Here is a 22,726-nt window from a genome sequence, read left to right as displayed (position 1 = left end):
ATCGGGATATCCTTGAAAAGTCGTCAGGGTTGGACGTTACTCGCCCCCACATCCCGCTAGCAAGTCCCCATACCCAACTGCATCAAGGCCAACCCGCCCTGCTGCCAGCCCCACCACACGGCGGCGAGCAGCATCGCGCCAACAGCAAAAATCGTGATCCGTGGCCAAAGACTGTTCATGTCGCACTCATACTGGTTTGAAGACGCTCCACCGGACGCTCACGCACCGGCCAATTCAGCGCAGCGGCAACGAGACTCAAGAGAATCGCCACCTGCCAGATCAAGTCATAGCTCCCTGTGCGGTCGTACACCACCCCGCCCAACCAGCCGCCGAGGAACGAGCCGAGCTGGTGAAACAGGAAAACAATCCCACCGAGCATGGACAGGTTCCGCACGCCAAACAAGGTGGCGACCGTACCGTTGGTCAACGGCACCGTCGACAACCACAGGAACCCCATGGCCATACCGAACAGATACGCGCTAGTGGTCGTCACCGGCGCCCACAGGAACAGTGCGATGACCACTGCCCGCAACAGATACAACCCCGTGAGCAAACGCGGTTTGGACATGCGTCCGCCCAGCCAGCCGGCAGTGTAGGTTCCGAAAATATTGAACAGGCCGATCAGTGCCAGCACCGTCGTCCCAACCGTGGCCGGCAAATGTTGATCCACGAGATAGGCCGGCAGGTGCACACCGATAAACACGACTTGAAAGCCGCACACAAAGAAGCCGAACGCCAGCAACCAGAAACCCGAATGGGAACAGGCTTCACGCAACGCTTCACCCAGGGTTTGTTCATGCCCCAGCACTGGCAGAGGTTTGTCCTTGAGCATCGTCACCAGCGGCACGATCAACGCTACCAGCAGACCCAGCGCCAGCAACGCGGCCGACCAACCCAGCCAACCGATCAAACCCAAGGTACCGGGCAGCATGGCGAACTGGCCGAACGAGCCGGCAGCACTGGCAATCCCCATGCCCATGCTGCGTTTTTCCGGCGGCACCGCACGGCCGACCACACCCAGAATCACCGAGAACGAGGTGCCGGACAGGCCAATCCCGATCAGCAGGCCTGCACTCAGGGACAGGGTCGCCGGTGAGTCGGAAAGTCCCATGCAAATCAACCCTGCCGCGTACAGGACGCCCCCGATCAGCACGACTTTCGCCGCACCGAAGCGGTCGGCGAGCGCACCGGTAAACGGTTGTGCCAGGCCCCATATCAGATTCTGCAAGGCGATGGCAAAGGCAAAGACCTCACGCCCCCAGCCGAACTCGGCGCTCATGGGCGCCAGAAAAAGCCCGAAACCGTGTCGCACACCCAGTGACAACGCAAGGATCAGCGCACTTCCCAACAAAACCCAACCGCACGTACGCCACATCGATGTCATCTTGTTCTCCGGTAGCGGGTATATACCCGCTTAAGATCGGAAAAAACCGGCATCAAGCCAGTTCATCCAACAGTTTCAGCAAAATTTCCTGCTTCTCGACACCCAAGCGATCAATTAAACGCTGTTGCGCCGCTTCCCACGCTGGCAAGGCTGCTTTCAACCGATCGGCACCCGCTTGGGTCAACACGACGATACGATTGCGCATGTCCTCGCCTTCGACCAGCGTCACCAGGCCTTCGCCTTCCAGAACGCGCAAATTACGTCCCAGGGTGCTGCGATCCAGCCCCATTGCCTCGGCCAGCACGGAAATACTCGGCTGATTCAGGCGTTGCAGATTGCACAGCAAAGAATACTGCGCAACGTTGATCCCGAAGCCATCGAGAGCGCCGTCGTAGTGCCTGCTGACGCCACGAGCGGCGCGACGCAGATTGATGCATAAACATTGGGAATCGAGCATGGTGCGTGTATATACCCGCGAGTGGGTTAAATCAAGTTACAGATTGCAAAATTATCAAGCCAGGGCTAAGCCTACCAGCACTGCAACTTCCAGCAACTCCAGCATTGCGCCAGCCGTGTCACCGGTCGTACCGCCCAGTCGTCGCAGCATTATTTGGCGCAGCCAGACAAAACCCAATATCGCCAGCACCACCGCCACAACGCCGTTCAATCCGGCGATCACCACGCATACCACTGCGCTAAGTGCCAACACCTGCTTGCCTGCGGAGCGCGGCAGATGATCCGCCAGCGCCTGCCCCAGACCACCAGGACGCACGTAAGGCGTCGTCAGGAACACGCCCAGCAAGGCACTGCGACCGATCAACGGAACAATCAGCAACGCCAACGTCTGCTGCTGTTCGATCAACGCCAGTAGCGCTGCGAATTTCAGCAGCAATACCAACACCAGCGTGACCACGGCGATCGGCCCGCTACGGGGGTCTTTCATGATGATCAAGGTGCGCTCTCGGTCGCCGAAACCACCCAGCCATGCATCGGCGCTATCGGCCAGGCCGTCCAGATGCAGCGCACCGCTGAGCAACACCCAAACGGTGAGTAACAAAGCCCCATGCAGTAACAGCGGCGTGCCGAGCAGCAGCCCGTTCACCGCCCACAGAAACGCACCGAAGAGCAGACCGACCAGCGGGTAAAACAACAGGGATCGACCCAATTGTTCAGGCTCGGGCATACCAGGAAGGCGAATCGGCAGGCTACTGAGAAATTGCAGGGCGATCCAGAACGGCAACATGGTCAGACTCTTTCTTCCAGCAAGCCGCGGGACGTCACCGCCAGCGAGAACAATGCGCCATGCCCGACTTCAACACTGAGCAACTGCTCACGAGGCAAGCCCCGGGCCTGAGCCAGCAATAACCGCATGACACCGCCATGGCTGATCAGCAGCACCCGCTCGCCGGCGCACGAAGCGTGCAACCGCTCCACCGCCGTGAGCACTCGCGCGGAAAAATCAGCAACAGGTTCACCCCGAGGCGGTGTGAACGCGTAAGGATCAGCCCAGAACCGGCCCAGGCCCTCAGCATCGGTTTCCATCAACGCCGCAGCGCTTTGCCCTTCCCAGTCGCCGAAGTGCAGCTCTTGCAGATCTTTGTACAGCTCGACCGGCACCGCCAACTGCGCACCGAGTTCTTGCGCGAATCGCGCACAACGCTGCAACGGTGAACTGATCAAGCGATCCCAAGGGCCCTGCGCGACCACCGCTGCACGCATCTGCGTCCAGCCCTTTTCGGTCAGGGCGTCATCGAGACTGCCGCGCAGGCCGCCGCCGAGTTCGGTTTCGCCATGCCGCAGCAGGTCCAGGCGCAGGGTCATGCTGGACGATCCGCCACAGCTGCTTCGGCAAAGGTCGCCATCTGCCCGTGCAGGTCGCACGCCAGGCGCAACAGCGGCACCGCGAGCGCTGCGCCGCTGCCTTCGCCCAGACGCAGGCCGAGGTCGAGCAGCGGCTCAGCCTGCAGGGTTTCCAGAACATGCCGATGCCCCGGTTCCGCACCACGATGACCGAACAACAGCCACTGGCGACATTCCGGATTCAAGCGCACCGCCACCAACGCCGCGACGCTGCAAATGAAACCGTCCACCAGCACCGCGATACCTTCCTGGGCACATGCCAGATAAGCGCCCACCAGCGCGGCAATCTCAAAACCACCCAGGTTGAAAAGCGTCTGCAACGCATCGCCACGCTGCGCGCCATGCAACGCCAAGGCCTGCTCGATGACGTGCGCCTTATGGCTGACACCGGCTGCATTCAACCCGGTTCCCGGCCCGGTCAAATGCGTCACCGGGCAATCGAGCAACGCACACGCCAGTGCACTGGCGGCCGTGGTGTTGCCGATGCCCATTTCGCCGCCGATAAAAAGCTGCGCGCCTGTCGCTTTGGCCCGTTGCGCACTGTCGCGCCCGGCCTGCAGAGCAAGTTCACCCTGAGTCACGGTCATCGCCGAACCCTGCACAAAATTCGCCGTGCCCGGGCCGATGTTCAAGTGCCGCACTCCCGGCAGATTCAATGAAGGCGTGATTGTCCCGAGATCGATCACCTCGAGCGACGCGCCCAACTGCCGCGCCAAAACGCTGATCGCCGCCCCACCGCCGACAAAATTGTGCAGCATTTGCCCGGTGACTTCCTGGGGAAACGCCGACACCCCTTCGGCAACGACGCCATGGTCACCGGCAAAAATCGCAATCCACAGCTGATCCAGACTCGGCTTGACCTGTCTCTGCAAACCCGCCAACTGAATCGCCACCGACTCCAGCTGACCGAGGGAACCGGCCGGTTTGGTCAGTTGCTGCTGCCGGGCCTGCGCCTGTTCCATCACTTGGGCGTCAATGGGCGTGCACGGATTGAGCCACCAGGTTTGGGTCATAACGCAGTTCCTTTCAAAGTCAGAGGCAGGCCGGCGACGGTCAGGATGACGCGGTCACAGCGCTCGGCCAGGGCTTGATGCAGCCAACCGGCTTCATCGACATAGCGGCGAGTCAATTCGCCCAGCGGCACGACACCCATTCCGGTTTCGTTGCTGACAAAAATGATTTCACCCGGCAACGACGTCAGGCAGTCCAGCAAAGCGTCGCGCTCGGCGATCAAACGCTGCGCATCGTCCTGCATCAGTAGATTGGTCAGCCACAACGTCAGGCAATCCACTAGCAGACAGCGTTCGGCGCTCGCGTTTTCGTGCAGCACCCGGGCCAGATCCAGCGGCTCTTCGATCAATGCCCATTCGACAGGGCGACGGGCGCGGTGATGGGCCACACGTTGATTCATTTCACCGTCCAGCGGCTGGCTGGTGGCGATGTACGTCACGGCCAGATTGCTGTCGATGGCGAGCTTTTCAGCTAGACGACTTTTGCCGGAGCGAGCGCCGCCGAGGATCAGTTGGAGCATGGTGCCGTCCTGAAAAATCATTGTTGAGGCGACTGGCCTCTTCGCGGGCAAGCCCGCTCCTATAGGGTTCGAGGTGCTCTCTGTGGGAGCGGGTTTACCCGCGAGGAGGTCCTGAAGGCATCTCAAATCCCGCAGAGCTGACGCAGCAAGTCGGTATCCAGATGCTTCTCCACCAGATCCGCCAGCCGCTCGATATCCCGTTCACGCAAGCCGTGGTAATCCACCTCCTGCACATCCTGCAAACCGGCCCAACGCAGCAGCGCGCTGCACGCCGCCGGTGACTCGAACAGGCCGTGCAGGTAAGTGCCGAAAATCTGCCCATCGAGACTTTGCGCACCGTCGCAACGCCCGTCATCGAGCAATACCCCCGCATTTTCCAGCGCCGGCCCGGTGGTCACGCCTGCATGAATTTCATAACCCGAGACCGGCGCATCTTCCAGCGCCAGGCGACCGCGTACATTGCGCAGCTGCTTGTGTTCTTCGAGCACCGTTTCAAACGCCAGCAATCCCAAACCGGCACTGGAACCCGGCGCGCCTTCCAGGCCCAGCGGGTCGTGCACTTGCTCACCGAGCATTTGCAGGCCACCGCAAATCCCCAGCACCTTGCCGCCGTAACGCAGATGTCGGGCGATGGCGTTTTCCCAGCCATTGGCCCGCAAAAACGCGAGATCGCTGCGTACGCTTTTCGATCCGGGAAGAATGATCAGATCGGCCGGTGGCATTGCCTGGCCCGGACCGATGAATTGCAGATCGACTTGCGGATGCAGGCGCAACGGATCGAAATCGGTGTGATTGCTGATGCGCGGCAACACCGGCACCACCACTTTCAACACTTGCTCGGCCTTGTCGGTCTGGCGCTGGTCAATGCCATCCTCAGCTTCCAGGTGCAGGTCCATCACGTAGGGCAGAACGCCGATCACCGGTTTGCCGGTGCGTTCTTCCAGCCAGTCGAGACCCGGTTGCAGCAAGGCAATGTCGCCACGAAAACGGTTGATGATGAAACCTTTGATTCGCCCCTGCTCGCTCGGCGACAAAAGTTCAAGGGTGCCTACCAGATGCGCGAACACGCCACCACGATTGATGTCGGCAATCAGCACCACCGGGCAATCCACCGCTTCGGCAAAGCCCATGTTGGCGATGTCGCCGGCCCTCAGATTGATTTCGGCTGGCGAGCCCGCGCCTTCGACCATCACCACCGGATACACCGTCCTCAAGCGTTCGTGGGACGCCAGCACCGCTTGCATGGCGATGGTCTTGTAGTCGTGATAGGCGACGGCATTCATGCTTGTGACAGCGCGACCATGAATAATCACCTGCGCGCCGGTGTCGCTGTTCGGCTTGAGCAGCACCGGGTTCATGTCGGTGTGTGGCTCAAGATTAGCCGCCTGGGCCTGCACCGCTTGCGCACGACCAATCTCGCCACCGTCAGCGGTCACCGCACTGTTGAGCGCCATGTTCTGTGGCTTGAACGGAACGACACTGACACCCTGACGCGTAACCCAGCGGCACAGTGCGGTTACCAGCGTACTCTTGCCGGCATCCGAGGTGGTGCCCTGCACCATCAACGTGGTCATGCAGTTTCCTTGGCGAACGCTTCGAATGCCGCAGCCAGGCGAGTCCAATCGGATTCGTCGCCCGGCAAGCCGAAACGCAGGCTGCTGTTGTGAGTGAACAGGCGCAGCAGAATGCCGCGCCTGGCCATGAATTCGTGAAGGGCCTGGGCTTGATCAGTGATCAGCCACTGGAACAAGGCGCAGCCGCCCTGAGCCTTGAAACCGTGTTGTTCCAGCAACGAAGCGAGGCGCTCTCTGGCCTTTTCAGCGCGTGCTCGCTGGCGCACATGGCCTTCGGTATCACGCAAGCATGCCTGCCCGACTATCCGCGTCGGCCCGCTCACCGCCCAAGGCCCCACTTGTTCGGCGAGCAGCTTGAGCAACTTGCGCTCCGCCAGCACGAAACCCAATCGCACCCCGGCCAGGCCGAAGAACTTGCCGAACGAACGCAGCACGATCAATCCCACCTGATGGGCAAACGGCGCCAGACTCAGCTGCGGCGTGTTGTCCATGAACGCTTCATCCACCACCAGCCACCCGCCGCGCTGGGCCAGCCGCGCGTGCCAGTCCAGCAAACGCCCCGGTGTCAGATTCAAACCCGTGGGATTGTTTGGATTGACCACCACCAGCACGTCGAGGCTGTCAATGAAGAAGTCGACTTCCTGCTCCACCACTTCGCGCACGATGTAACCATTGCGGCGCCACGCTTCGGCATGTTCGGCATAACAAGGCGACAGCACGCCGACCTTGCCGGCGCGACGCAGGCGCGGCAGCAGTTGAATGGCCATTTGCGAACCGGCCACCGGCAGTGCCTGTAACGTGCCGTAGTAATCACACGCAGCCTGCTCCAGCCCGTCGTCGGCTTCCGGTAGACGCGCCCAGGAGCGCAACGGAATGTCCGGTACAGGAAACGGCCAGGGCGCCAGACCGGTCGACAGGTCCAGCCATTCGGATTCGTCTATGCCATATTCGAGCGCGGCCTTGCGCAGCCTTCCACCGTGCTCAAGCATAAAATTCAGCCCCTATGCAGAGAATCAGCAGCCATAACCATACCCCGCGCTGGACCAATTGCCAGCCCCGGTCAATGGAGTCGGCATCCGCCGGCGGACCTTCGCCCAGCTGAGGACGCTGATGCAGTTCACCGTGATAAATCGCCGCCCCGCCCAATTCGACTCCCAGCGCTCCCGCCCCCGCCGCCATCACCGGACCGGCATTCGGGCTGTCCCAGGTCGGGCCTTGCGTACGCCAGCATTTCAGCGACAGGCGGGTTTTACCCAGCAACGCGTAAGTCATTGCCACCAGCCTTGCCGGAATGTAATTGAGGACGTCGTCAATCTTCGCCGCCGCCCAGCCAAAACGCTCAAAGCGCTCATTACGATAGCCCCACATCGCATCCAGCGTGTTGCTCAAACGGTAGAGCACCACCCCCGGCACACCGGCCACGGCAAACCAGAACAAGGCAGCGAACACCGCGTCGCTCCCGTTTTCCAGCACTGATTCGGTGGCGGCGCGGGCGACTTCGGTTTTATCCAGATCGCTGGTCTGGCGGCTGACCAGATAGCCCACACGCGCGCGGGCTTCTTCAAGATCATCACTGCGCAGTGCTTTGGCTACCGGCTCGACGTGTTCGCCGAGGCTGCGCATGCCGAGCGCGCAATAGAGCGCGAGTATCTCGACGATCCAGCCAACATAAGGCGCCCAGGAAAATGCCGTAGCCAGTAATGTCAGTGGCACCACAGCGATCATCCACGCGGTGACGCCATGGCTGCGCCAGCCGCGCCCCCCACTGTTGAAACGTTGCTCGATGCGGTCGGCAAAACGGCCGAACGCCACCAGCGGATGCCAGCGTTTGGGTTCACCCAGCAGCGCATCCAGCGCAACCGCGGCGACACTCAACAACGCCACACTCATTGACTCACTCCCCAGTAATTTTCGTACAACAGTTCACTCAGCGGGCGCGCCTGCGCCCAGCCTTCGAGCACCAGCATCGGCGCTGGATAGAATTCCTTGACCGGCCCCAGGCACAGCACCGCCAGCGGTTTCGCACCGGGCGGCAAGTTCAACAGATCCGCCAGGGCTTGCGGTTCGAACAATGACACCCAGCCCATGCCCAATCCCTCGGCACGGGACGCCAGCCAGAGGTTCTGGATCGCGCAGGACAACGACGCCATGTCCATTTCCGGCAAGGTGCGACGACCGAAGACATGCCGCTCGCGGTCGTCGGTCAGCGCGGCGACCAGCACTTCGGCGCAATCGTCGATACCTTCGACCTTGAGCTTCATGAACTCGTCGCTGCGCTCACCGAGGGCTTGGGCGGTGCGGATGCGCTCTTCTTCCACCAGTTGCTGAATCTGCCGGCGCAAGGCGCGATCGCTGATGCGGATGAAACGCCACGGTTGCATCAGGCCTACGCTCGGCGCCTGATGCGCGGCTTCGAGCAGACGTCGAAGCAGCTCCGGCTCGACCGTACCGCCGCCGAAGTGACGCATGTCGCGGCGTTCGGCGATGGCACGGTAGACGGCTGCGCGTTCGGTTTCAGAGAAGGTGTTGTCAGTCATGACCGCTTCGCTGGCAAGCCAGCTCCTACAGGATAGAGGTGGTCCCTTGTAGGAGCTGGCTTGCCAGCGAAGGCGTCCTGAAGGTCGGGCGCAAAAAGCGCGGCAATCGCTGAGGGATTGGACGGAAAATAAAAGTGCACATAAGAAGCGGTCATCCGCCCCTCACGATAAACCGCCTCGGCTCCGCGACCGCCATTCGGGCTCAAACCCCGGGCAATCGGCACCAACTCAGTGGTGGTCAGCGAGTGATGATACGTGTGTCCGCGCAACGACCCTTCCGGCAGCTCGACCGCTTGCAACGCCAGCGCGGCAAGGCGTTTTTGCATCACGGCATCACCGGCCAGCAAGCCAACCAGTTCAGCGCGAGTACCGTCGACATCGGTCAACGAATCGAGCAGATAAAGCATGCCGCCACACTCGGCAAGCAATGGCTTGCCTGCCCCGTGGTGTGCGCGGATCGCGTCAAGCATCGCGGTGTTTTTCGACAGCGCAACATGGTGCAACTCCGGATATCCGCCCGGCAGATAGAGACTGTCCACCTCCGGCAACACGCTATCGCGGATCGGCGAGAAGAATGACAACTCGGCGCCCATCGCCCGCAACAGGTCCAGGCTCGCGCCGTAGGTGAACGCAAAAGCTTCGTCCCGAGCCACGGCGATGCGTACACCGGCCAGCAACGGTTCGACGTCAATAACGTCCGGCGCCGCGAACGCCACGGCGGGCGGCAGCGCCACCTCGCAACTGCTGGCCAAGGCATCGGCGGCCGCATCGAGGCGCACATCGAGATCGTTCAACTCGCTGGCCTGCACCAGGCCAAGGTGCCGACTCGGCAATTCGATCCCGGTTTCCCGGGACAAGGCGCCGTACCAGCGCAACCCTTCAGTCAGGCTGCCTTCAAGCAACTGCGCATGACGCAACGTGCCGACACGGTTGGCCAGGACCCCGGCAAACGGCAGGTCCGTTTGATACCGCGCCAGCCCCAACGCCAGTGCGCCGAAGGTCTGAGCCATGGCGGTGCCGTCGATCACCCCCAGCACCGGTACACCGAAGTGCCGCGCCAGGTCGGCGCTGGACGGTGTACCGTCGAACAGGCCCATGACACCTTCGATCAGAATAAGATCAGCTTCGCCGGCGGCTTCCCACAGCAGACGACGGCTTTCCTGCTCGCCGACCATCCACATATCCAGTTGATAAACCGGCGCACCGCTGGCGCGCTCGAGAATCATCGGATCGAGAAAGTCTGGCCCGCATTTGAATACACGAACCTTGCGCCCCTGATTGCGATGCAAACGGGCGAGCGCGGCAGTGACAGTGGTCTTGCCCTGACCGGAAGCCGGCGCGGCGATCAGTACCGCCGGGCAATGACGAGGTTGATTCACAGCTCGACGCCTTTTTGCGCTTTGATTCCAGCCTGGAAGGCGTGTTTGAGCATGCCCATTTCAGTCACGGTGTCGCCCATCTCGATCATTTCCGGCTTGGCGGCGCGACCAGTCACGATCACATGCTGCATCGGCGGCCGCGCCTGCAAATCGCTGAGCACCTGATCGAGATCGAGATAGCCGTGTTTGAGGGCGATGTTCAATTCATCCAGCACCACCAGGCCGATGGACGGATCGCGCAGCAGTTCGCGGGACACTTCCCAGGCAGCCTCGGCCGCGGCGATGTCGCGCTGGCGATCCTGGGTTTCCCAAGTGAAACCCTCGCCCATCACGTGGAAGCGCACTTGTTGCGGGAAACGCCGGAAGAACAACTCTTCGCCCGTGCTGTTGCGCCCCTTGATGAACTGCACCACGCCGCATTGCATGCCGTGACCCATGGCTCGCGCCAGCATGCCGAACGCCGAACTGCTCTTGCCCTTGCCGTTGCCGGTCAACACCAGCAACAGGCCGCATTCATTCGGGGAACTGGCGATGCGCTCATCGATCACCGCTTTTTTGCGCTGCATGCGCGCCAGATGGCGCTCATCACGTTCGGGGGTATCAGTCATGGGGAAGCTCTCCGTTGAGGCTGGAATAACGGCGGGCAGGCACAAGAATAGAAGGCAACAAGCCTGGCATCGCCCACCGTGATGCCGTTGGATGAATCAGGCCGGTCTCCGGGCTCATGAGCGGTTTGCACCCGACTGCGCGCCTTCCCATATCGACATATCGATACAGTGGCTCAAGGCGCAGCCTTCACTCATTTACCGTTGCGGGGGCAGCGCCGGGATCATGACCTTCAACCCTTTGAAGAACTCATTCACCGGCTTCCCTGTTTCACTCTGTCGACACAAGCCACAGAGCACCTGAAACAAGCCGCGAAGGTTAGAGGGTTGGGAATGGAGCGTCAATTAAAGCCGGGCGGCCGGGCAGGAATATCGCAAGCCCACGGCTGAAGGTTGAACCATCGAAAGGCAGCGCTTCTCTATGATTAGAACAAGGCATTCATAGGGACGATCAGCATGCGCACCTCCCCGTTCGTTTTCGTTATCGCCCTCGCTGGAGGGCTCACCGCTTGTGGCGAGACCTCCAGGCTGCAAGTATCCGACGGCACCGGCCCCTCGCCCCAACTGCCCGAACCCAATAAAACCCTGGTCCCGACGGTGAACATCGCGCCCGCCATCGGCTGGCCTGCCGGTGCCAAACCCGTCGCCGCCGCAGGCACTCAAGTAGCCGCTTTTGCCGAAGACCTTGATCACCCGCGCTGGCTCTATGTATTGCCCAACGGCGACGTGCTGGTGGCCGAAACCAACGCCCCGCCCAAACCCGACGATGGCAAAGGCGTCAAAGGCTGGGTCATGAAAAAAGTGATGGGCCGCGCCGGAGCCGGCGTGCCGAGCCCGAATCGCATCACCCTGCTGCGGGACAAGGATCACGACGGTATTGCGGAAACCCGCAGCGTGTTTCTGGAAAATCTCAATTCACCGTTTGGCATGACGCTGGTCGGCAACGACCTGTACGTGGCCGATACGGACCGCTTGCTGCGTTTTCACTATGAGAACGGCGATATGACGATCAAGTCGTCGCCGATCAAAGTGGTCGACTTGCCGGGCGGCCCCCTAAATCACCACTGGACCAAAAATGTCATCGCCAGCAAGGATGGCAGCAAGTTGTACGTGACCGTGGGCTCCAACAGTAACGTCGCGGAAAATGGCATGGACAAGGAGCAAGGACGCGCCGCGATCTGGGAAGTGGATCGCGCCACCGGCAACCACCGGATTTTTGCTTCGGGTTTGCGTAATCCCAACGGCATGGCCTGGGAACCACAAAGTGGCGCGCTGTGGACCGCGGTCAACGAGCGCGATGAAATCGGCAGCGACCTGGTGCCGGACTACATCACCTCGGTGCAGGACGGCGCGTTCTACGGCTGGCCGTTCAGCTACTACGGTCAACACATCGATATTCGCGTCGAGCCGCAGAATCCGGATCTTGTCGCCAAAGCTCTCAAGCCAGACTATGCCGTCGGCCCGCACACCGCCTCGCTGGGCCTGACGTTTGCCGAAAACAGCAAACTGCCAGCACCGTTCACTCAAGGTGCTTTCATCGGACAGCACGGCTCGTGGAACCGCAAGCCGCACAGTGGTTACAAAGTGATTTTCGTGCCATTCAATGCCGGCAAACCGGCCGGGCAGCCGGTTGATGTCCTTTCCGGGTTCCTCAATGACGAGGAAAAGGCCATGGGTCGACCCGTGGGCGTGGTGATTGATCAGCAGGGGGATTTGTTGGTGGCCGACGATGTAGGGAACAAGATTTGGCGGGTGTCGACTGCAAAATAGACAGCAAAAGATCGCAGCCTTCGCCAGCTCCTACATTGATTGGCGCACGTCCTGTAGGCGCTGCCGAAGGCTGCGATCTTTCCTGCTGATGACTACCGTTTACGGCAGAGTGTCAATCCATCGCCTATCGGCAACAGGGATAGATCCACTCTCGAGTCATCTTTCAACGCTCGATTAAGCGCCTGGATCGCACGGGTGTCTTCGCTCTCGGGATTTGCCTCGAGAACTCGGCCACTCCACAGGGTGTTATCGAACACCGCCAGCCCACCGACCCGCAACAGACGCAGCGCATGCTCCAGGTAGGCGGGATAGTTGGCCTTGTCGGCATCGATGAAAATCAGATCGAATTGACCTGGCTGGCCCAGCTTGCCAAGCGTCTCCAGCGCAGGCGCCAGACGCAGGTCGATTCGCCCGGTCAGCCCTGCCTCGAGCCAGTAACGGCGGGCGGTGGCATTGTAATCGCCGGGAATGTCGCAACAGATCAGTGAGCCGTCATCCGGCAATGCCGCCGCCATGCACAGGGCGCTGTAACCGGTGAAAGTGCCGATTTCCAGCACATGCCTGGCGCCGGTGAGTTTCACCAGCAGCGCGAGAAACTGCCCTTGCTCCGGTGCCACTTGCCATCGCGCCATGGGCATTGCCTGGGTTTCGTCGCGCAAACGCTTGAGTAGCGGCGTTTCGCGCAAGGAAACATCGAGCAGGTATTGGTACAAACCATCGTCGAGATTGAGCGTGCGAGCGGTCATGTCCACAACCTCAGGCGATTATGGATTGCGCGCCAGATGCTCCGGCTGCAGAACGCGCTTGGCGCTGAGGTAGGCTTTCTGCCAATAAGCCTTGGACAAACTGTCGAGCTTCACAGTACCGCCGGTGGCGGGTGCATGGACGAAGCGCCCCTCGCCAACATAGATCCCGGCATGATTGACCTGGGAAGCACCATTGGTGGCGAAGAAGATCAGGTCACCGGTTTGCAGACCCTCCTTACCGACACTGGCCGCTTGTATCGTGATCATCTCGCGGGTGGTGCGCGGCAAGGAAATACCGGCAACGTCACGGTACACGTAGCCAATCAGACCACTGCAATCAAATCCCGAATCCGGCGTGTTGCCACCCCAGCGATAAGGTGTGCCCACAAGACCGAGCGCGCGGAACAGCACGTCTTCCGCTTCAGGCGAAAAAGCTTGGGATGGACCGAATACGAGGGGCGCGCGAACCACCGGCGCTGGCGGCGGTGTGCGACTGGCGCAGGCGCTGAGCAGCGCTGCGAGGAAGATGATTGCGAGGCGGGCCGACGTCGTCATAAGCAGAACATCCTGATCTGGCTGCGGCTTTTTTCTGCGGGGAGCGCAGAAAAGAAAACCGCCTGCGCGTGACGCAGGCGGTTTGCCATCATTAGTAGATCAGAATTTTAGCGGCTATCCGGCAAACTTCAAGTAAGACTTTAAGTTCACCTTACAAAATGTCTGCTTATTTACGCGCAGTGACGATTGGCGATGCGTTTGGTGCCATTGCCAGGGCTCGTTTGGCTTCGATGAAGGTCTTGCTCCAGTAGCTGTCCCCCAGGCTATCGATCCGCACGCCACCGCTACGACGGCTGCTCGAATGGATGAACTGGTTGTCGCCGAGGTAGATTCCGGCGTGACTGACGCGACCGCGACGGCCGTTGGTAGCGAAGAACAACAGGTCGCCCGGCTCAAGCTTGCTGCGCGAGACCAGAGGGGCGTCCACGTTGATCATTTCGCGAGTGGAACGCGGCAGGTTCATGCCCGCTTCTTCGCGGAACAGGTAACCGATGAAGCCACTGCAATCGAAACCGGCTTCAGAGGTGCCGCCGAAACGGTAACGGGTACCGATCAGGGACATGCCACGCTCAAGGATGCTGTCTGCCAGAACCGGCAATTGATACGACTTGCCACCAGCGAAGTCGGCGAGTTCTTTTTCGTTCGCCTTCTCTTCCTGTTCCAGCGTTTCCTGATAAAGAGCGGAAGTCTGGGTTGTAGCGGAGTTCTTGACCTGCTGTTGCGATGCTTGCTGACTCACTGGAGTGTGAGCAGCGCAACCGAACAACAGGGTAACGAGTGCGAGGGGCACGAGGGGTGCAAAGCGATTTAGCATGGGCACGACCGTGGCTGATAGATGTAAAGAAGCCGAGACTATGCCCGCTATCAACCTCATTTGCAAATTCAATCGATCTTTATGTGACTTCTCGGTTTCTCGTTAGCATCTAAGCGCTTAAGCCCATTTTGAATGTAACGCGCTGCCTGAGACCCGACAGGAAAGCGTGTTTTCTGGCGCCTTAAATATGCCAAACCCGCTAAACCTCTCGGTTTTAGCGGGTTTACCAGCCCAGGGTTTCTTTCAAAAACGGGATGGTCAGCTTGCGCTGAGCCTGAAGCGAGGCCTGATCGAGGCGCTCAAGCAGTTCGAAAAGTGCACTCATGCTGCGAGTGCCCCGGGTCAAAATGAAATGCCCCACTTCGTCGGTCAGATGCAGCCCGCGACGGGAAGCACGCAATTGCAGTGCACGCAATTTGTCTTCATCGGACAGGGGACGCATCTGAAAGATCAACGCCAGGGTCAAGCGGGATTTGAGATCCGCCAGTTTCACCGGCAACTCTCGGGGTGAAGTCGACGCAGCAATCAGCAGACGTCGGCCGCTGTCACGCAAGCGATTGAACAGATGGAACAACGCCTCTTCCCAGTCCGCCTTGCCAGCGACCGCCTGTAAATCATCCAGGCAGACCAGTTCGTACTGTTCGAGGTTATCGAGAATTTCAATGCCACGGTCCAGCAGCTCGGCCAGCGGCAGGTATACCGCCCGCTCCCCCAACTGCTCGAAACGCAGACAGGCCGCTTGCAGCAGGTGCGTACGCCCTACCCCGTCCTTGCCCCAAAGGTAGATCAGGCTTTCGGTCCAGCCGGCGTCGGCTTCGCAGAGCCGCTCGACATAGCCGAGTGCAGCGGCGTTGGCGCCTGGGTAATAGTTGATAAAGGTGGCGTCATCACGCAGACGCACACCTAGGGGCAGCTGAATCGGTTTCATGCTGACTGAACAGTTCCAAAGGAACCGTTAGTGGCCTCTGTGTAAAGTTTGCGAAGTTTATACCCGTGGCGCTGGACGCACAATGCGACAGACCATAAGCAAAATCAAAGGTTTGCGTTAACGCTACAGTTTTATGACAGTTTGTTCGGCGGTCAGTGCGACCGCCACCCACTCATCTTCTCGTCAAGGCTCCTCGCCATTGGCATAGATGTCCGAGTCCTTGTACAAATCATGGGCATGACGTACCAGCACCATGATCACTGCCGCCACCGGTAGCGCCAGCAACACACCGGTAAAGCCGAACAGCTCTCCGCCAGCCAGAATCGCAAAAATCACTGCCACTGGGTGCAAACCGATACGGTCGCCGACCAGCAACGGCGTCAGCACCATGCCCTCCAGCGCCTGACCGATCATGAAGACCGCTACGATTCCCAGCATGGGATACAAATCCCCGCCGAATTGAAACAGGCCGGCGATCAATGCCGCTCCGATGCCGATGATGAAACCCATATACGGCACGATTGCCGCCAGACCGGCAATCAGACCAATCAGCAATCCCAACTCCAGGCCGACCAGCATCAGGCCTGCCGCGTAAATCACGCCCAACGCCACCATGACCAACAATTGCCCGCGTACGAACGCCCCGAGCACTTCGTGACATTCGCCTGCCAGGGACACAGCACGCTCCTCGCGATCGCGAGGTAACAGGCCGCGGATTTTGGCCATCATCACGTCCCAGTCCCGCAACAGGTAAAAACTCACCACCGGAATAAGCACCAGGTTCGCCAGCAAACCTATCAACGCCAGCCCCGAGGCCGTCGCCTGGCTCAACACCACGCCGACAATGTCAGTGGTCTGACCCATGTGCTCGCTGATCGCCGCCTTGAGCTTGTCGAACTTCCAGAACCCGTCTGACAAGCCGAATTTCGATTGCGCCCATGGCAATGCGGTGTGCTGCAACCAATCGAGCATTTGCGGCGCCAGTTCATACAAACGGAACAACTGCCTGGCGAGCATTGGCACCAGCACCAATAGCAGTGCAGTAAAAATCAGGGTGAACACTGCAAACACAGTAATCACGCCCCAGGTCCGGGAAAGACCGGCGCTCTCCAGGCGATCCACCAGCGGATCGAACAGATAGGCCAACAGCAGCGCCACCAGGAACGGCGTCAGAATCGGATGCAACAACCAGACAAACACGCAAAGCAGGACCACCCCACCCAGCCAGAACCAACGCCGAGAATCGGCCATGTACCACTCCTGCTTCTATATAAGGAACGAAAACGATTTACCAACGAAAACGCAATTGCGGTGTCGGTGCGACAGGGGCTGGCGCTGCGGCAGGTGCCGCGCCTCCAGCCACAGGCTGGGCGGAAACTACTGGCGCCGGTGCGGGTTCGACCGGCATTTCCTGCAATCTCGCCAGCGACATCTGCGCCTTCAATTGTTCGACACTGCCATTTACCCGATAAAGTATCCGGTCACCATCAACACCTTGCAGCCGCCCGCCAAATGGCTCAAGCAAACGCCCAAGCGCGGCGTATCGCTCAAGATTCATGCCCTGCACTTCTACCAACTGCTGACCTGAAGCCCCAGGCTTGGCGACGAAACGGGGCGCCAGACGCTGATTGACCGCCAGCATCACCGCATCGGCCAAAGCCGCCTGATCGGCGCCCTGCACAGTGCCGGCCTCTTTCTGATCACCAAGCCACAGCCGCCAATTGGCTTGCCACTGGCCACCTTCCTCACGGGCATGCACCGCCAGCAAGGCGTCTGCGTTGTATCGTTCCGAAGCACCGCGCAACGGCGCCGGGTCAGTGCCTTCCAGATTCGGTGCCGTGGCGATGATCTGTTCATTCAAGTCCGCCAATGGCAAGCGCAATGGCAATCCACGATGCTGTGCGGCCCGTCGCAGCGGTGTTGCGCTGGCCTGACCATCGCCGACAAGGCTGGAACCCTCAGTCGAATCATTCAGCCACCAACCCAGAATCGACGGCCGATTGGCACCCCACATGGGCAAACCGGCACGGCGCAGAGCTTGCTCAGTCGTGCCCGGATCGAAATCGACTTTCAACACTTCCGGCGGACCGGCTTCAAAACCGTACTGACTGATGATTTGTTGCGGATCCTTGCGAACCGCCGCCAACCCCGGACTCTGCGCAGCCTTGGGATCGCCGGTCAGGCGTACCACCAGCGTATCCAGCGCACGCTGAGTCGCCTGCTCGCGCTCCTCGGGCGACTGACCATTGACTGGTTCACGCACTTGATAGAGGCCTTTGACGGTTTCGGCATGACCCACAAGGCTGAACAATGACAAACAGCCCACAAACAAGAATTTACAAAAACGCATGGACGATTCCTGACGACAAGAGCGGCTTGGAACAGACCGCATGAGAACAATCGGGCAAGGCTGTGACCCTCGACCGACGCCAAACATTCACACGCCCTGGGTAAGTTTTTCGCACTGCCATAACGATAGACGGTTAATCGCGATACCTTACAGCCATGAAGGATGCCAATGACACGGCTCAATCACGGTTTTTTTTAAGCAGATATGCCCCTGCTGTCGGCGTGAGGATGGTCGCTGCCGCTCAAGCCTGATAAAATCGCGCGCCTTCGCAGACCGGCAACAGCCGGGCAGTGTCCGAATAGCGCGCATGGCTCTTGCCTACGCAGTTCGGCGGTCCCGCTGGACTCGGTCGTTACCCAGAAATCCCCCCTAAAGGCCTGGATCATGAGCAAGCAACCCTCCCTGAGCTACAAGGACGCCGGTGTAGACATCGACGCCGGTGAAGCATTGGTCGAACGCATCAAGAGCGTCGCCAAGCGCACTGCGCGCCCGGAAGTCATGGGCGGCCTGGGCGGTTTTGGCGCCCTCTGCGAAATCCCGGCCGGCTACAAGCAGCCTGTGCTGGTTTCCGGTACTGACGGTGTCGGCACCAAGCTGCGCCTGGCACTGAACCTCAACAAGCACGACAGCATCGGTATCGATCTGGTCGCCATGTGCGTGAATGACCTGGTGGTCTGCGGCGCCGAGCCACTGTTCTTCCTCGACTACTACGCCACCGGCAAACTCAACGTCGAAACCGCGACCCAGGTCGTAACCGGCATCGGTGCTGGCTGCGAGCTGTCCGGTTGCTCACTGGTTGGCGGTGAGACTGCAGAAATGCCTGGCATGTACGAAGGCGAAGACTACGACCTGGCCGGCTTCTGCGTCGGCGTCGTGGAAAAATCCGAGATCATCGACGGATCCAAAGTCGCAGCCGGCGATGCCCTGCTCGCCCTGCCGTCTTCCGGCCCGCACTCCAACGGCTACTCGCTGATCCGCAAGATCATCGAAGTGTCCGGTGCCGACATCGAAAACACCCAGCTCGACGGCAAGCCACTGACCGACCTGCTGATGGCGCCAACCCGTATCTACGTCAAGCCGCTGCTCAAGCTGATCAAGGAAACCGGCGCAGTCAAAGCCATGGCCCACATCACCGGTGGCGGCCTGCTGGACAACATCCCGCGCGTCCTGCCTAAAGGTGCACAGGCGGTGGTTGACGTGGCGAGCTGGACCCGCCCGGCGGTGTTCGACTGGCTGCAAGAGAAAGGCAACGTCGATGAAAACGAAATGCACCGCGTCCTGAACTGCGGCGTCGGCATGGTCATCTGCGTGGCTCAAGAGCACGTTGAAACCGCCCTGAACGTCCTGCGTGAAGCCGGCGAGCAGCCATGGGTCATCGGTCAGATCTCCACCGCTGCCGAAGGCGCGGCTCAGGTCGAATTGAAGAACCTCAAGGCTCACTGATGCCTAAGACCTGTGATGTCGTGGTGCTGCTCTCCGGCACCGGCAGTAACTTGCAGGCCTTGATCGACAGCACGCGGACCGGCGACAGCCCGGTCCGCATCGCTGCGGTGATTTCCAACCGCGCCGACGCTTACGGCCTGCAACGCGCCAGGGATGCGGGTATCGACACTCGCACCCTGGATCACAAGGCCTTCGAAGGTCGCGAGGCCTTCGATGCCGCGCTGATCGAACTGATCGACGCCTTCAACCCCAAACTCGTTGTACTGGCCGGTTTCATGCGCATTCTCAGCGCTGGATTCGTGCGCCACTATCAGGGTCGCCTGCTCAATATCCACCCGTCGCTGCTACCCAAATACAAAGGGCTACATACTCATCAGCGCGCGCTGGAGGCCGGCGACGCCGAGCATGGCTGCTCCGTGCACTTCGTCACCGAGGAACTCGATGGCGGACCACTGGTCGTACAAGCAGTAATACCGGTAGAGTTGCATGACTCGCCGCAGAGCCTGGCGCAGCGGGTCCATGTACAGGAACACCTGATTTACCCGATGGCGGTACGCTGGTTTGCCGAAGGTCGTCTAGCCCTCGGCGAACAAGGTGCTTTACTGGATGGACAGTTACTCGCGGCCAGTGGCCACTTGATTCGACCCTAGGAGATTTTATGCGTCGCGCCCTGCTCTTCGCTTGCGCCTTGCTTGCCTTACCCTTCGCACAGGCTGCAGACCTACAACCGTTCTCCGCCAGCTACACCGCCGACTGGAAACAACTGCCCATGAGCGGCACTGCCGAGCGAAGCCTCGAAAGCCTGGGTGGCGGCAAGTGGAAGCTGAGCTTCAAGGCATCAATGATGATTGCCAGCCTGTCCGAAGAAAGCACTCTGACCGTGGACAAGGACACTTTTCTGCCGCAGTCGTATCACTTCGAACGCGGTGGCCTGGGTAAAGCCAAGAAAGCCGACCTGGATTTCGACTGGACCACCAAGATGGTCACCGGCACCGATCGTGGTGACCCGGTCAAGATTGCGCTCAACCGTGGCATGCTCGACAAATCCACTTACCAGTTGGCGCTGCAGCATGACGTAGCTGCCGGCAAGAAAAGCATGAGCTATCAAGTGGTCGATGATGGTGAAGTCGATACCTATGACTTCCGCGTGCTGGGTTCGGAAAAAGTCGACACCAAGGCTGGCCAGATCGAGGCAATCAAGGTCGAACGCGTGCGCGACCCGACACAAAGCAAGCGCATCACCGTGCTGTGGTTCGCCAAGGATTGGGACTACTTGCTGGTCCGCCTGCAACAGGTCGAAACCGACGGCAAGGAGTACAACATCATGCTCCTGAACGGTACGGTCAACGGCAAGACTGTCAAAGGCAGCTGATTCGGATCGACATGTAAAACACCGCCATTGCGGCAACGTAGTTTGCGTAAGCAATTAAACCCCTGCGAGCTTCTCCGAAAATCCGATGCCAGACCTCTGGCATCGGATTTTTTTCTGCTGAACAGGACCCGCTCGCCCTCGGCAACTCTTTAGCCCATACGACATTAATACCCGCACTTCATATATCCCCGCTGAAAAACCTTCGAACACAAGAATATAGATACTTTAAGAAACCAGATTTAAGTACCGGGAATTTTTTAGTACACAAACTCTTAGATCTTCCCTGACGCCTTAATCCTACAAGCCACGTCGTAATTTCCCACAGCAATTTCTTAATCTAAAACAAAACGGGTGAAATATTGCATTTTCAGAAACAGCCTAAAGCCAGGATCAACACTTCTCCTATAATCTGGCGCTCCCAATAAATTAAGGAGCGACCTTAATTGCGAGCCATAGCTACATGAGTATTACCGGTAAGCGTCAAGGGAAGATTTCTGCCGGCTGCTCAGGCCAAAGTTCTATCGGCAATAAGTGCCAATTCGGTCATCAGGACGAAATCATGGTGCTGGCTTTTTCGAATGATATGGTTGCAGGCAATGACGGAAGCATTACCGGTGGTCGCGGTAAACACATGCCTATCATGATAACCAAAGCCATCGACAAATCATCACCACTGCTGGCGAGCGCACTGCATGGTGGTGAAGAATTGGACTGCACCATCAACTTATACAGGACTGCCTCGACTGGAGGGCAAGAACGGTATTATTCCATTCGCCTCACAGGGGCGCGCATTGCACAAATCAGTCAGCAGGTACCCCATGCAATTCGCATGAATGATGCCGAGCCGCAAGAGTTGGTATCTATTCGACATAGAGATATTGTTTGGGCGCACATTCCGGGAGCAACAAGCGCTTACAGTAGCTGAATGAATGATAACGAATGAAACTTCCTGTGATATTCATGACGTGACCAGAGCGGCGTCAGAATTGGTTGCAGCTGGCTGCAGCATAGGCATGGCGCACATCGGAAATTATTCAGGCCGTTGATGAGGGCGTGATAAGCGCATGGGAAGGGCTGCGGCAGATCGGGGCTGAACATGCGGAGCTAATATCCAAGTCACTTTTTTATACTCAAAACGGCATCAATATTCTAGCAGGAGGCGCACAGATTAAAGCAGGGGTAGTGGTTACAGGTGCATCCTGGGGAGTCGGAGTTATACCTGGCGCACTTCTAGTCAGTCATGGGGCTAACAATATCGCCGAAGGTGCGGCCAATATTATAACGGCCCAGACATGCCTGCCACTCAAGGACCTATTCGGCGCGGCTATCAGGCGTTATTTAGGGATAGCTACAGCGGCAATATGGCGTACTACACAACAGACTTGATCTTGTCGGGTTACGGAATGTTCAGAGTTGTGCGAAAACCAGGCTCTGTACAGTTTTTTCGATTTGACCCTATTAGTAATGAGCGGAGCTATCAGCAAACTGGGAGGCTGGCTTTGCTCTTTGAAGGATTAGTTGACTCGATCACATTGAGCGCCATTCACGAAGAAAACCAATCAACACTTAATAATCCATAATACTGGATGATGCGCTGCTATTTTATGTCATGCCGCGCATTCTTGGAATGTAAAAGCGCAAGCCAAGCAATACTATAAACACATAGGTTGTTAAATAAGCAATTTTCAAGGCTCGATCTTCAAGCGGGATTATCTCAGTAATTACCCAGACCACCATTCCCATGACCGGAATTGAACACCCTAAAACCAAGAGAGTGACTGCGATATGGTATCGAATATTTTCAAGATTCATTAGCCATCATATCCAACCGATGTGAGCATCGAGATTAATACGGCCTTGCAAAACAAATAAACACTT

Annotated in this window: 27 protein-coding genes and 1 riboswitch; of the genes, 7 read left to right on the top strand and 20 right to left on the bottom strand. The window is 59.0% G+C overall.

Features of this window, described 5'->3' with window-relative positions; all coding sequences use genetic code 11:
• Positions 1 to 56: 56 nt before the first annotated feature.
• The 13 genes from QMK58_RS09480 to cobO form a co-directional block, all read right to left on the bottom strand.
• Complete coding sequence (locus QMK58_RS09480) at positions 57 to 179, bottom strand: hypothetical protein (RefSeq protein ID WP_256220596.1); 123 nt, start codon at positions 177 to 179, stop codon at positions 57 to 59.
• Positions 176 to 1,384: an MFS transporter gene (locus tag QMK58_RS09475; RefSeq protein WP_053156908.1), complete on the bottom strand. Its 1,209-nt coding sequence runs from the start codon at positions 1,382 to 1,384 to the stop codon at positions 176 to 178. Before QMK58_RS09475 ends, QMK58_RS09480 begins: the two co-directional genes overlap by 4 nt.
• 52 nt (positions 1,385 to 1,436) lie before the next feature.
• Positions 1,437 to 1,841 (bottom strand): MarR family winged helix-turn-helix transcriptional regulator, encoded by a 405-nt coding sequence (locus tag QMK58_RS09470; protein ID WP_053156905.1) that lies wholly within the window; start codon positions 1,839 to 1,841, stop codon positions 1,437 to 1,439.
• 54 nt (positions 1,842 to 1,895) lie between these two features.
• Positions 1,896 to 2,627: an adenosylcobinamide-GDP ribazoletransferase gene (locus QMK58_RS09465; RefSeq protein WP_053156902.1), complete on the bottom strand. Its 732-nt coding sequence runs from the start codon at positions 2,625 to 2,627 to the stop codon at positions 1,896 to 1,898.
• A 2-nt stretch (positions 2,628 to 2,629) separates the two neighbouring features.
• Positions 2,630 to 3,205, bottom strand: a complete 576-nt coding sequence (cobC, locus tag QMK58_RS09460) for an alpha-ribazole phosphatase family protein (RefSeq protein WP_053156899.1) — start codon at positions 3,203 to 3,205, stop codon at positions 2,630 to 2,632.
• A complete protein-coding gene (gene cobT, locus QMK58_RS09455) occupies positions 3,202 to 4,257 on the bottom strand; it encodes a nicotinate-nucleotide--dimethylbenzimidazole phosphoribosyltransferase (RefSeq protein ID WP_053156896.1) in 1,056 nt (351 codons plus the stop codon). The genes cobC and cobT overlap by 4 nt, the downstream gene beginning before the upstream one ends.
• Complete coding sequence (gene cobU / locus QMK58_RS09450) at positions 4,254 to 4,775, bottom strand: bifunctional adenosylcobinamide kinase/adenosylcobinamide-phosphate guanylyltransferase (RefSeq protein ID WP_320396182.1); 522 nt, start codon at positions 4,773 to 4,775, stop codon at positions 4,254 to 4,256. Before cobU ends, cobT begins: the two co-directional genes overlap by 4 nt.
• 122 nt (positions 4,776 to 4,897) lie before the next feature.
• Complete coding sequence (locus tag QMK58_RS09445) at positions 4,898 to 6,349, bottom strand: cobyric acid synthase (RefSeq protein WP_320396181.1); 1,452 nt, start codon at positions 6,347 to 6,349, stop codon at positions 4,898 to 4,900.
• Positions 6,346 to 7,338, bottom strand: coding sequence for a threonine-phosphate decarboxylase CobD (gene cobD / locus QMK58_RS09440; RefSeq protein ID WP_053156891.1), 993 nt, complete (start codon positions 7,336 to 7,338; stop codon positions 6,346 to 6,348). Before cobD ends, QMK58_RS09445 begins: the two co-directional genes overlap by 4 nt.
• A complete protein-coding gene (gene cbiB, locus QMK58_RS09435; RefSeq protein WP_053156888.1) occupies positions 7,331 to 8,239 on the bottom strand; it encodes an adenosylcobinamide-phosphate synthase CbiB in 909 nt (302 codons plus the stop codon). The genes cobD and cbiB overlap by 8 nt, the downstream gene beginning before the upstream one ends.
• A complete protein-coding gene (gene bluB / locus QMK58_RS09430) occupies positions 8,236 to 8,886 on the bottom strand; it encodes a 5,6-dimethylbenzimidazole synthase (protein ID WP_053156885.1) in 651 nt (216 codons plus the stop codon). The genes cbiB and bluB overlap by 4 nt, the downstream gene beginning before the upstream one ends.
• Entirely contained in the window at positions 8,883 to 10,265 is a 1,383-nt protein-coding gene (locus tag QMK58_RS09425; RefSeq protein WP_053156881.1) for a cobyrinate a,c-diamide synthase, read from the bottom strand. The genes bluB and QMK58_RS09425 overlap by 4 nt, the downstream gene beginning before the upstream one ends.
• Entirely contained in the window at positions 10,262 to 10,873 is a 612-nt protein-coding gene (cobO, locus tag QMK58_RS09420; protein ID WP_053156879.1) for a cob(I)yrinic acid a,c-diamide adenosyltransferase, read from the bottom strand. Before cobO ends, QMK58_RS09425 begins: the two co-directional genes overlap by 4 nt.
• Positions 10,874 to 10,954: 81 nt before the next feature.
• Positions 10,955 to 11,189: riboswitch (cobalamin riboswitch) on the bottom strand.
• 137 nt (positions 11,190 to 11,326) lie between these two features.
• Here cobO and QMK58_RS09415 point away from each other — a divergent pair.
• Positions 11,327 to 12,640 carry a PQQ-dependent sugar dehydrogenase gene (locus tag QMK58_RS09415; protein ID WP_053156876.1) on the top strand — a complete coding sequence of 438 codons (1,314 nt, stop codon included), beginning with the start codon at positions 11,327 to 11,329 and terminating at the stop codon, positions 12,638 to 12,640.
• Positions 12,641 to 12,732: 92 nt separating this feature from the next.
• Here QMK58_RS09415 and QMK58_RS09410 read toward each other — a convergent pair whose 3' ends face one another.
• The 6 genes from QMK58_RS09410 to QMK58_RS09385 form a co-directional block, all read right to left on the bottom strand.
• Positions 12,733 to 13,386, bottom strand: a complete 654-nt coding sequence (locus QMK58_RS09410; protein ID WP_320396180.1) for an O-methyltransferase — start codon at positions 13,384 to 13,386, stop codon at positions 12,733 to 12,735.
• An 18-nt stretch (positions 13,387 to 13,404) separates the two neighbouring features.
• A complete protein-coding gene (locus tag QMK58_RS09405; RefSeq protein WP_053156870.1) occupies positions 13,405 to 13,941 on the bottom strand; it encodes a C40 family peptidase in 537 nt (178 codons plus the stop codon).
• A gap of 166 nt (positions 13,942 to 14,107) precedes the next feature.
• Entirely contained in the window at positions 14,108 to 14,755 is a 648-nt protein-coding gene (locus tag QMK58_RS09400) for a C40 family peptidase (protein ID WP_053156867.1), read from the bottom strand.
• 223 nt (positions 14,756 to 14,978) lie between these two features.
• A complete protein-coding gene (gene hda / locus QMK58_RS09395) occupies positions 14,979 to 15,683 on the bottom strand; it encodes a DnaA regulatory inactivator Hda (protein WP_038979708.1) in 705 nt (234 codons plus the stop codon).
• 183 nt (positions 15,684 to 15,866) lie between these two features.
• Positions 15,867 to 16,934 (bottom strand): AI-2E family transporter, encoded by a 1,068-nt coding sequence (locus QMK58_RS09390; RefSeq protein ID WP_053156864.1) that lies wholly within the window; start codon positions 16,932 to 16,934, stop codon positions 15,867 to 15,869.
• 37 nt (positions 16,935 to 16,971) lie between these two features.
• On the bottom strand, positions 16,972 to 18,033 hold the full coding sequence (locus QMK58_RS09385; protein WP_053156861.1) for a DUF2066 domain-containing protein: 1,062 nt from the start codon (positions 18,031 to 18,033) through the stop codon (positions 16,972 to 16,974).
• Positions 18,034 to 18,417: 384 nt separating this feature from the next.
• Between QMK58_RS09385 and purM the strand changes: the two genes are divergently transcribed.
• From purM to QMK58_RS28925, 6 genes are all read left to right on the top strand, one after another.
• Entirely contained in the window at positions 18,418 to 19,476 is a 1,059-nt protein-coding gene (gene purM / locus QMK58_RS09380; RefSeq protein ID WP_053156858.1) for a phosphoribosylformylglycinamidine cyclo-ligase, read from the top strand.
• On the top strand, positions 19,476 to 20,126 hold the full coding sequence (gene purN / locus QMK58_RS09375; RefSeq protein WP_053156855.1) for a phosphoribosylglycinamide formyltransferase: 651 nt from the start codon (positions 19,476 to 19,478) through the stop codon (positions 20,124 to 20,126). The genes purM and purN overlap by 1 nt, the downstream gene beginning before the upstream one ends.
• A gap of 8 nt (positions 20,127 to 20,134) precedes the next feature.
• Positions 20,135 to 20,848 carry a DUF3108 domain-containing protein gene (locus QMK58_RS09370; RefSeq protein ID WP_053156852.1) on the top strand — a complete coding sequence of 238 codons (714 nt, stop codon included), beginning with the start codon at positions 20,135 to 20,137 and terminating at the stop codon, positions 20,846 to 20,848.
• Between the two features lie 442 nt (positions 20,849 to 21,290).
• Complete coding sequence (locus QMK58_RS09365; RefSeq protein ID WP_320396522.1) at positions 21,291 to 21,773, top strand: Hcp family type VI secretion system effector; 483 nt, start codon at positions 21,291 to 21,293, stop codon at positions 21,771 to 21,773.
• A gap of 128 nt (positions 21,774 to 21,901) precedes the next feature.
• A complete protein-coding gene (locus QMK58_RS09360) occupies positions 21,902 to 22,234 on the top strand; it encodes a DUF4225 domain-containing protein (protein ID WP_256220594.1) in 333 nt (110 codons plus the stop codon).
• The gene (locus QMK58_RS28925; RefSeq protein WP_371259773.1) at positions 22,141 to 22,428 is read left to right on the top strand and encodes a DUF4225 domain-containing protein; all 288 of its coding nucleotides are present in this window, start codon (positions 22,141 to 22,143) and stop codon (positions 22,426 to 22,428) included. The genes QMK58_RS09360 and QMK58_RS28925 overlap by 94 nt, the downstream gene beginning before the upstream one ends.
• A gap of 22 nt (positions 22,429 to 22,450) precedes the next feature.
• On the opposite strand, the gene QMK58_RS09355 is transcribed toward QMK58_RS28925, so the two are convergent.
• The gene (locus QMK58_RS09355; RefSeq protein ID WP_082344435.1) at positions 22,451 to 22,660 is read right to left on the bottom strand and encodes a hypothetical protein; all 210 of its coding nucleotides are present in this window, start codon (positions 22,658 to 22,660) and stop codon (positions 22,451 to 22,453) included.
• Positions 22,661 to 22,726: the final 66 nt, after the last annotated feature.

It is taken from the genome of Pseudomonas sp. P8_241 (assembly GCF_034008315.1).
Classification (GTDB): Bacteria; Pseudomonadota; Gammaproteobacteria; order Pseudomonadales; family Pseudomonadaceae; genus Aquipseudomonas.
The sequence above is the reverse complement of the archived record's forward strand: the minus strand, read 5'-3'. Positions and strand labels throughout refer to the sequence as shown.

What these genes read in the sequence shown, in the direction of transcription:
- QMK58_RS09480 (WP_256220596.1), bottom strand. Translation starts at nt 179, where the DNA reads ATGAACAGTCTTTGGCCACGGATCACGATTTTTGCTGTTGGCGCGATG.
- QMK58_RS09475 (WP_053156908.1), bottom strand. Translation starts at nt 1,384, where the DNA reads ATGACATCGATGTGGCGTACGTGCGGTTGGGTTTTGTTGGGAAGTGCG.
- QMK58_RS09470 (WP_053156905.1), bottom strand. Translation starts at nt 1,841, where the DNA reads ATGCTCGATTCCCAATGTTTATGCATCAATCTGCGTCGCGCCGCTCGT.
- QMK58_RS09465 (WP_053156902.1), bottom strand. Translation starts at nt 2,627, where the DNA reads ATGTTGCCGTTCTGGATCGCCCTGCAATTTCTCAGTAGCCTGCCGATT.
- cobC (WP_053156899.1), bottom strand. Translation starts at nt 3,205, where the DNA reads ATGACCCTGCGCCTGGACCTGCTGCGGCATGGCGAAACCGAACTCGGC.
- cobT (WP_053156896.1), bottom strand. Translation starts at nt 4,257, where the DNA reads ATGACCCAAACCTGGTGGCTCAATCCGTGCACGCCCATTGACGCCCAA.
- cobU (WP_320396182.1), bottom strand. Translation starts at nt 4,775, where the DNA reads ATGCTCCAACTGATCCTCGGCGGCGCTCGCTCCGGCAAAAGTCGTCTA.
- QMK58_RS09445 (WP_320396181.1), bottom strand. Translation starts at nt 6,349, where the DNA reads ATGACCACGTTGATGGTGCAGGGCACCACCTCGGATGCCGGCAAGAGT.
- cobD (WP_053156891.1), bottom strand. Translation starts at nt 7,338, where the DNA reads ATGCTTGAGCACGGTGGAAGGCTGCGCAAGGCCGCGCTCGAATATGGC.
- cbiB (WP_053156888.1), bottom strand. Translation starts at nt 8,239, where the DNA reads ATGAGTGTGGCGTTGTTGAGTGTCGCCGCGGTTGCGCTGGATGCGCTG.
- bluB (WP_053156885.1), bottom strand. Translation starts at nt 8,886, where the DNA reads ATGACTGACAACACCTTCTCTGAAACCGAACGCGCAGCCGTCTACCGT.
- cobO (WP_053156879.1), bottom strand. Translation starts at nt 10,873, where the DNA reads ATGACTGATACCCCCGAACGTGATGAGCGCCATCTGGCGCGCATGCAG.
- QMK58_RS09415 (WP_053156876.1), top strand. Translation starts at nt 11,327, where the DNA reads ATGCGCACCTCCCCGTTCGTTTTCGTTATCGCCCTCGCTGGAGGGCTC.
- QMK58_RS09410 (WP_320396180.1), bottom strand. Translation starts at nt 13,386, where the DNA reads ATGACCGCTCGCACGCTCAATCTCGACGATGGTTTGTACCAATACCTG.
- QMK58_RS09405 (WP_053156870.1), bottom strand. Translation starts at nt 13,941, where the DNA reads ATGACGACGTCGGCCCGCCTCGCAATCATCTTCCTCGCAGCGCTGCTC.
- QMK58_RS09400 (WP_053156867.1), bottom strand. Translation starts at nt 14,755, where the DNA reads ATGCTAAATCGCTTTGCACCCCTCGTGCCCCTCGCACTCGTTACCCTG.
- hda (WP_038979708.1), bottom strand. Translation starts at nt 15,683, where the DNA reads ATGAAACCGATTCAGCTGCCCCTAGGTGTGCGTCTGCGTGATGACGCC.
- QMK58_RS09390 (WP_053156864.1), bottom strand. Translation starts at nt 16,934, where the DNA reads ATGGCCGATTCTCGGCGTTGGTTCTGGCTGGGTGGGGTGGTCCTGCTT.
- QMK58_RS09385 (WP_053156861.1), bottom strand. Translation starts at nt 18,033, where the DNA reads ATGCGTTTTTGTAAATTCTTGTTTGTGGGCTGTTTGTCATTGTTCAGC.
- purM (WP_053156858.1), top strand. Translation starts at nt 18,418, where the DNA reads ATGAGCAAGCAACCCTCCCTGAGCTACAAGGACGCCGGTGTAGACATC.
- purN (WP_053156855.1), top strand. Translation starts at nt 19,476, where the DNA reads ATGCCTAAGACCTGTGATGTCGTGGTGCTGCTCTCCGGCACCGGCAGT.
- QMK58_RS09370 (WP_053156852.1), top strand. Translation starts at nt 20,135, where the DNA reads ATGCGTCGCGCCCTGCTCTTCGCTTGCGCCTTGCTTGCCTTACCCTTC.
- QMK58_RS28925 (WP_371259773.1), top strand. Translation starts at nt 22,141, where the DNA reads ATGCCTGCCACTCAAGGACCTATTCGGCGCGGCTATCAGGCGTTATTT.
- QMK58_RS09355 (WP_082344435.1), bottom strand. Translation starts at nt 22,660, where the DNA reads ATGAATCTTGAAAATATTCGATACCATATCGCAGTCACTCTCTTGGTT.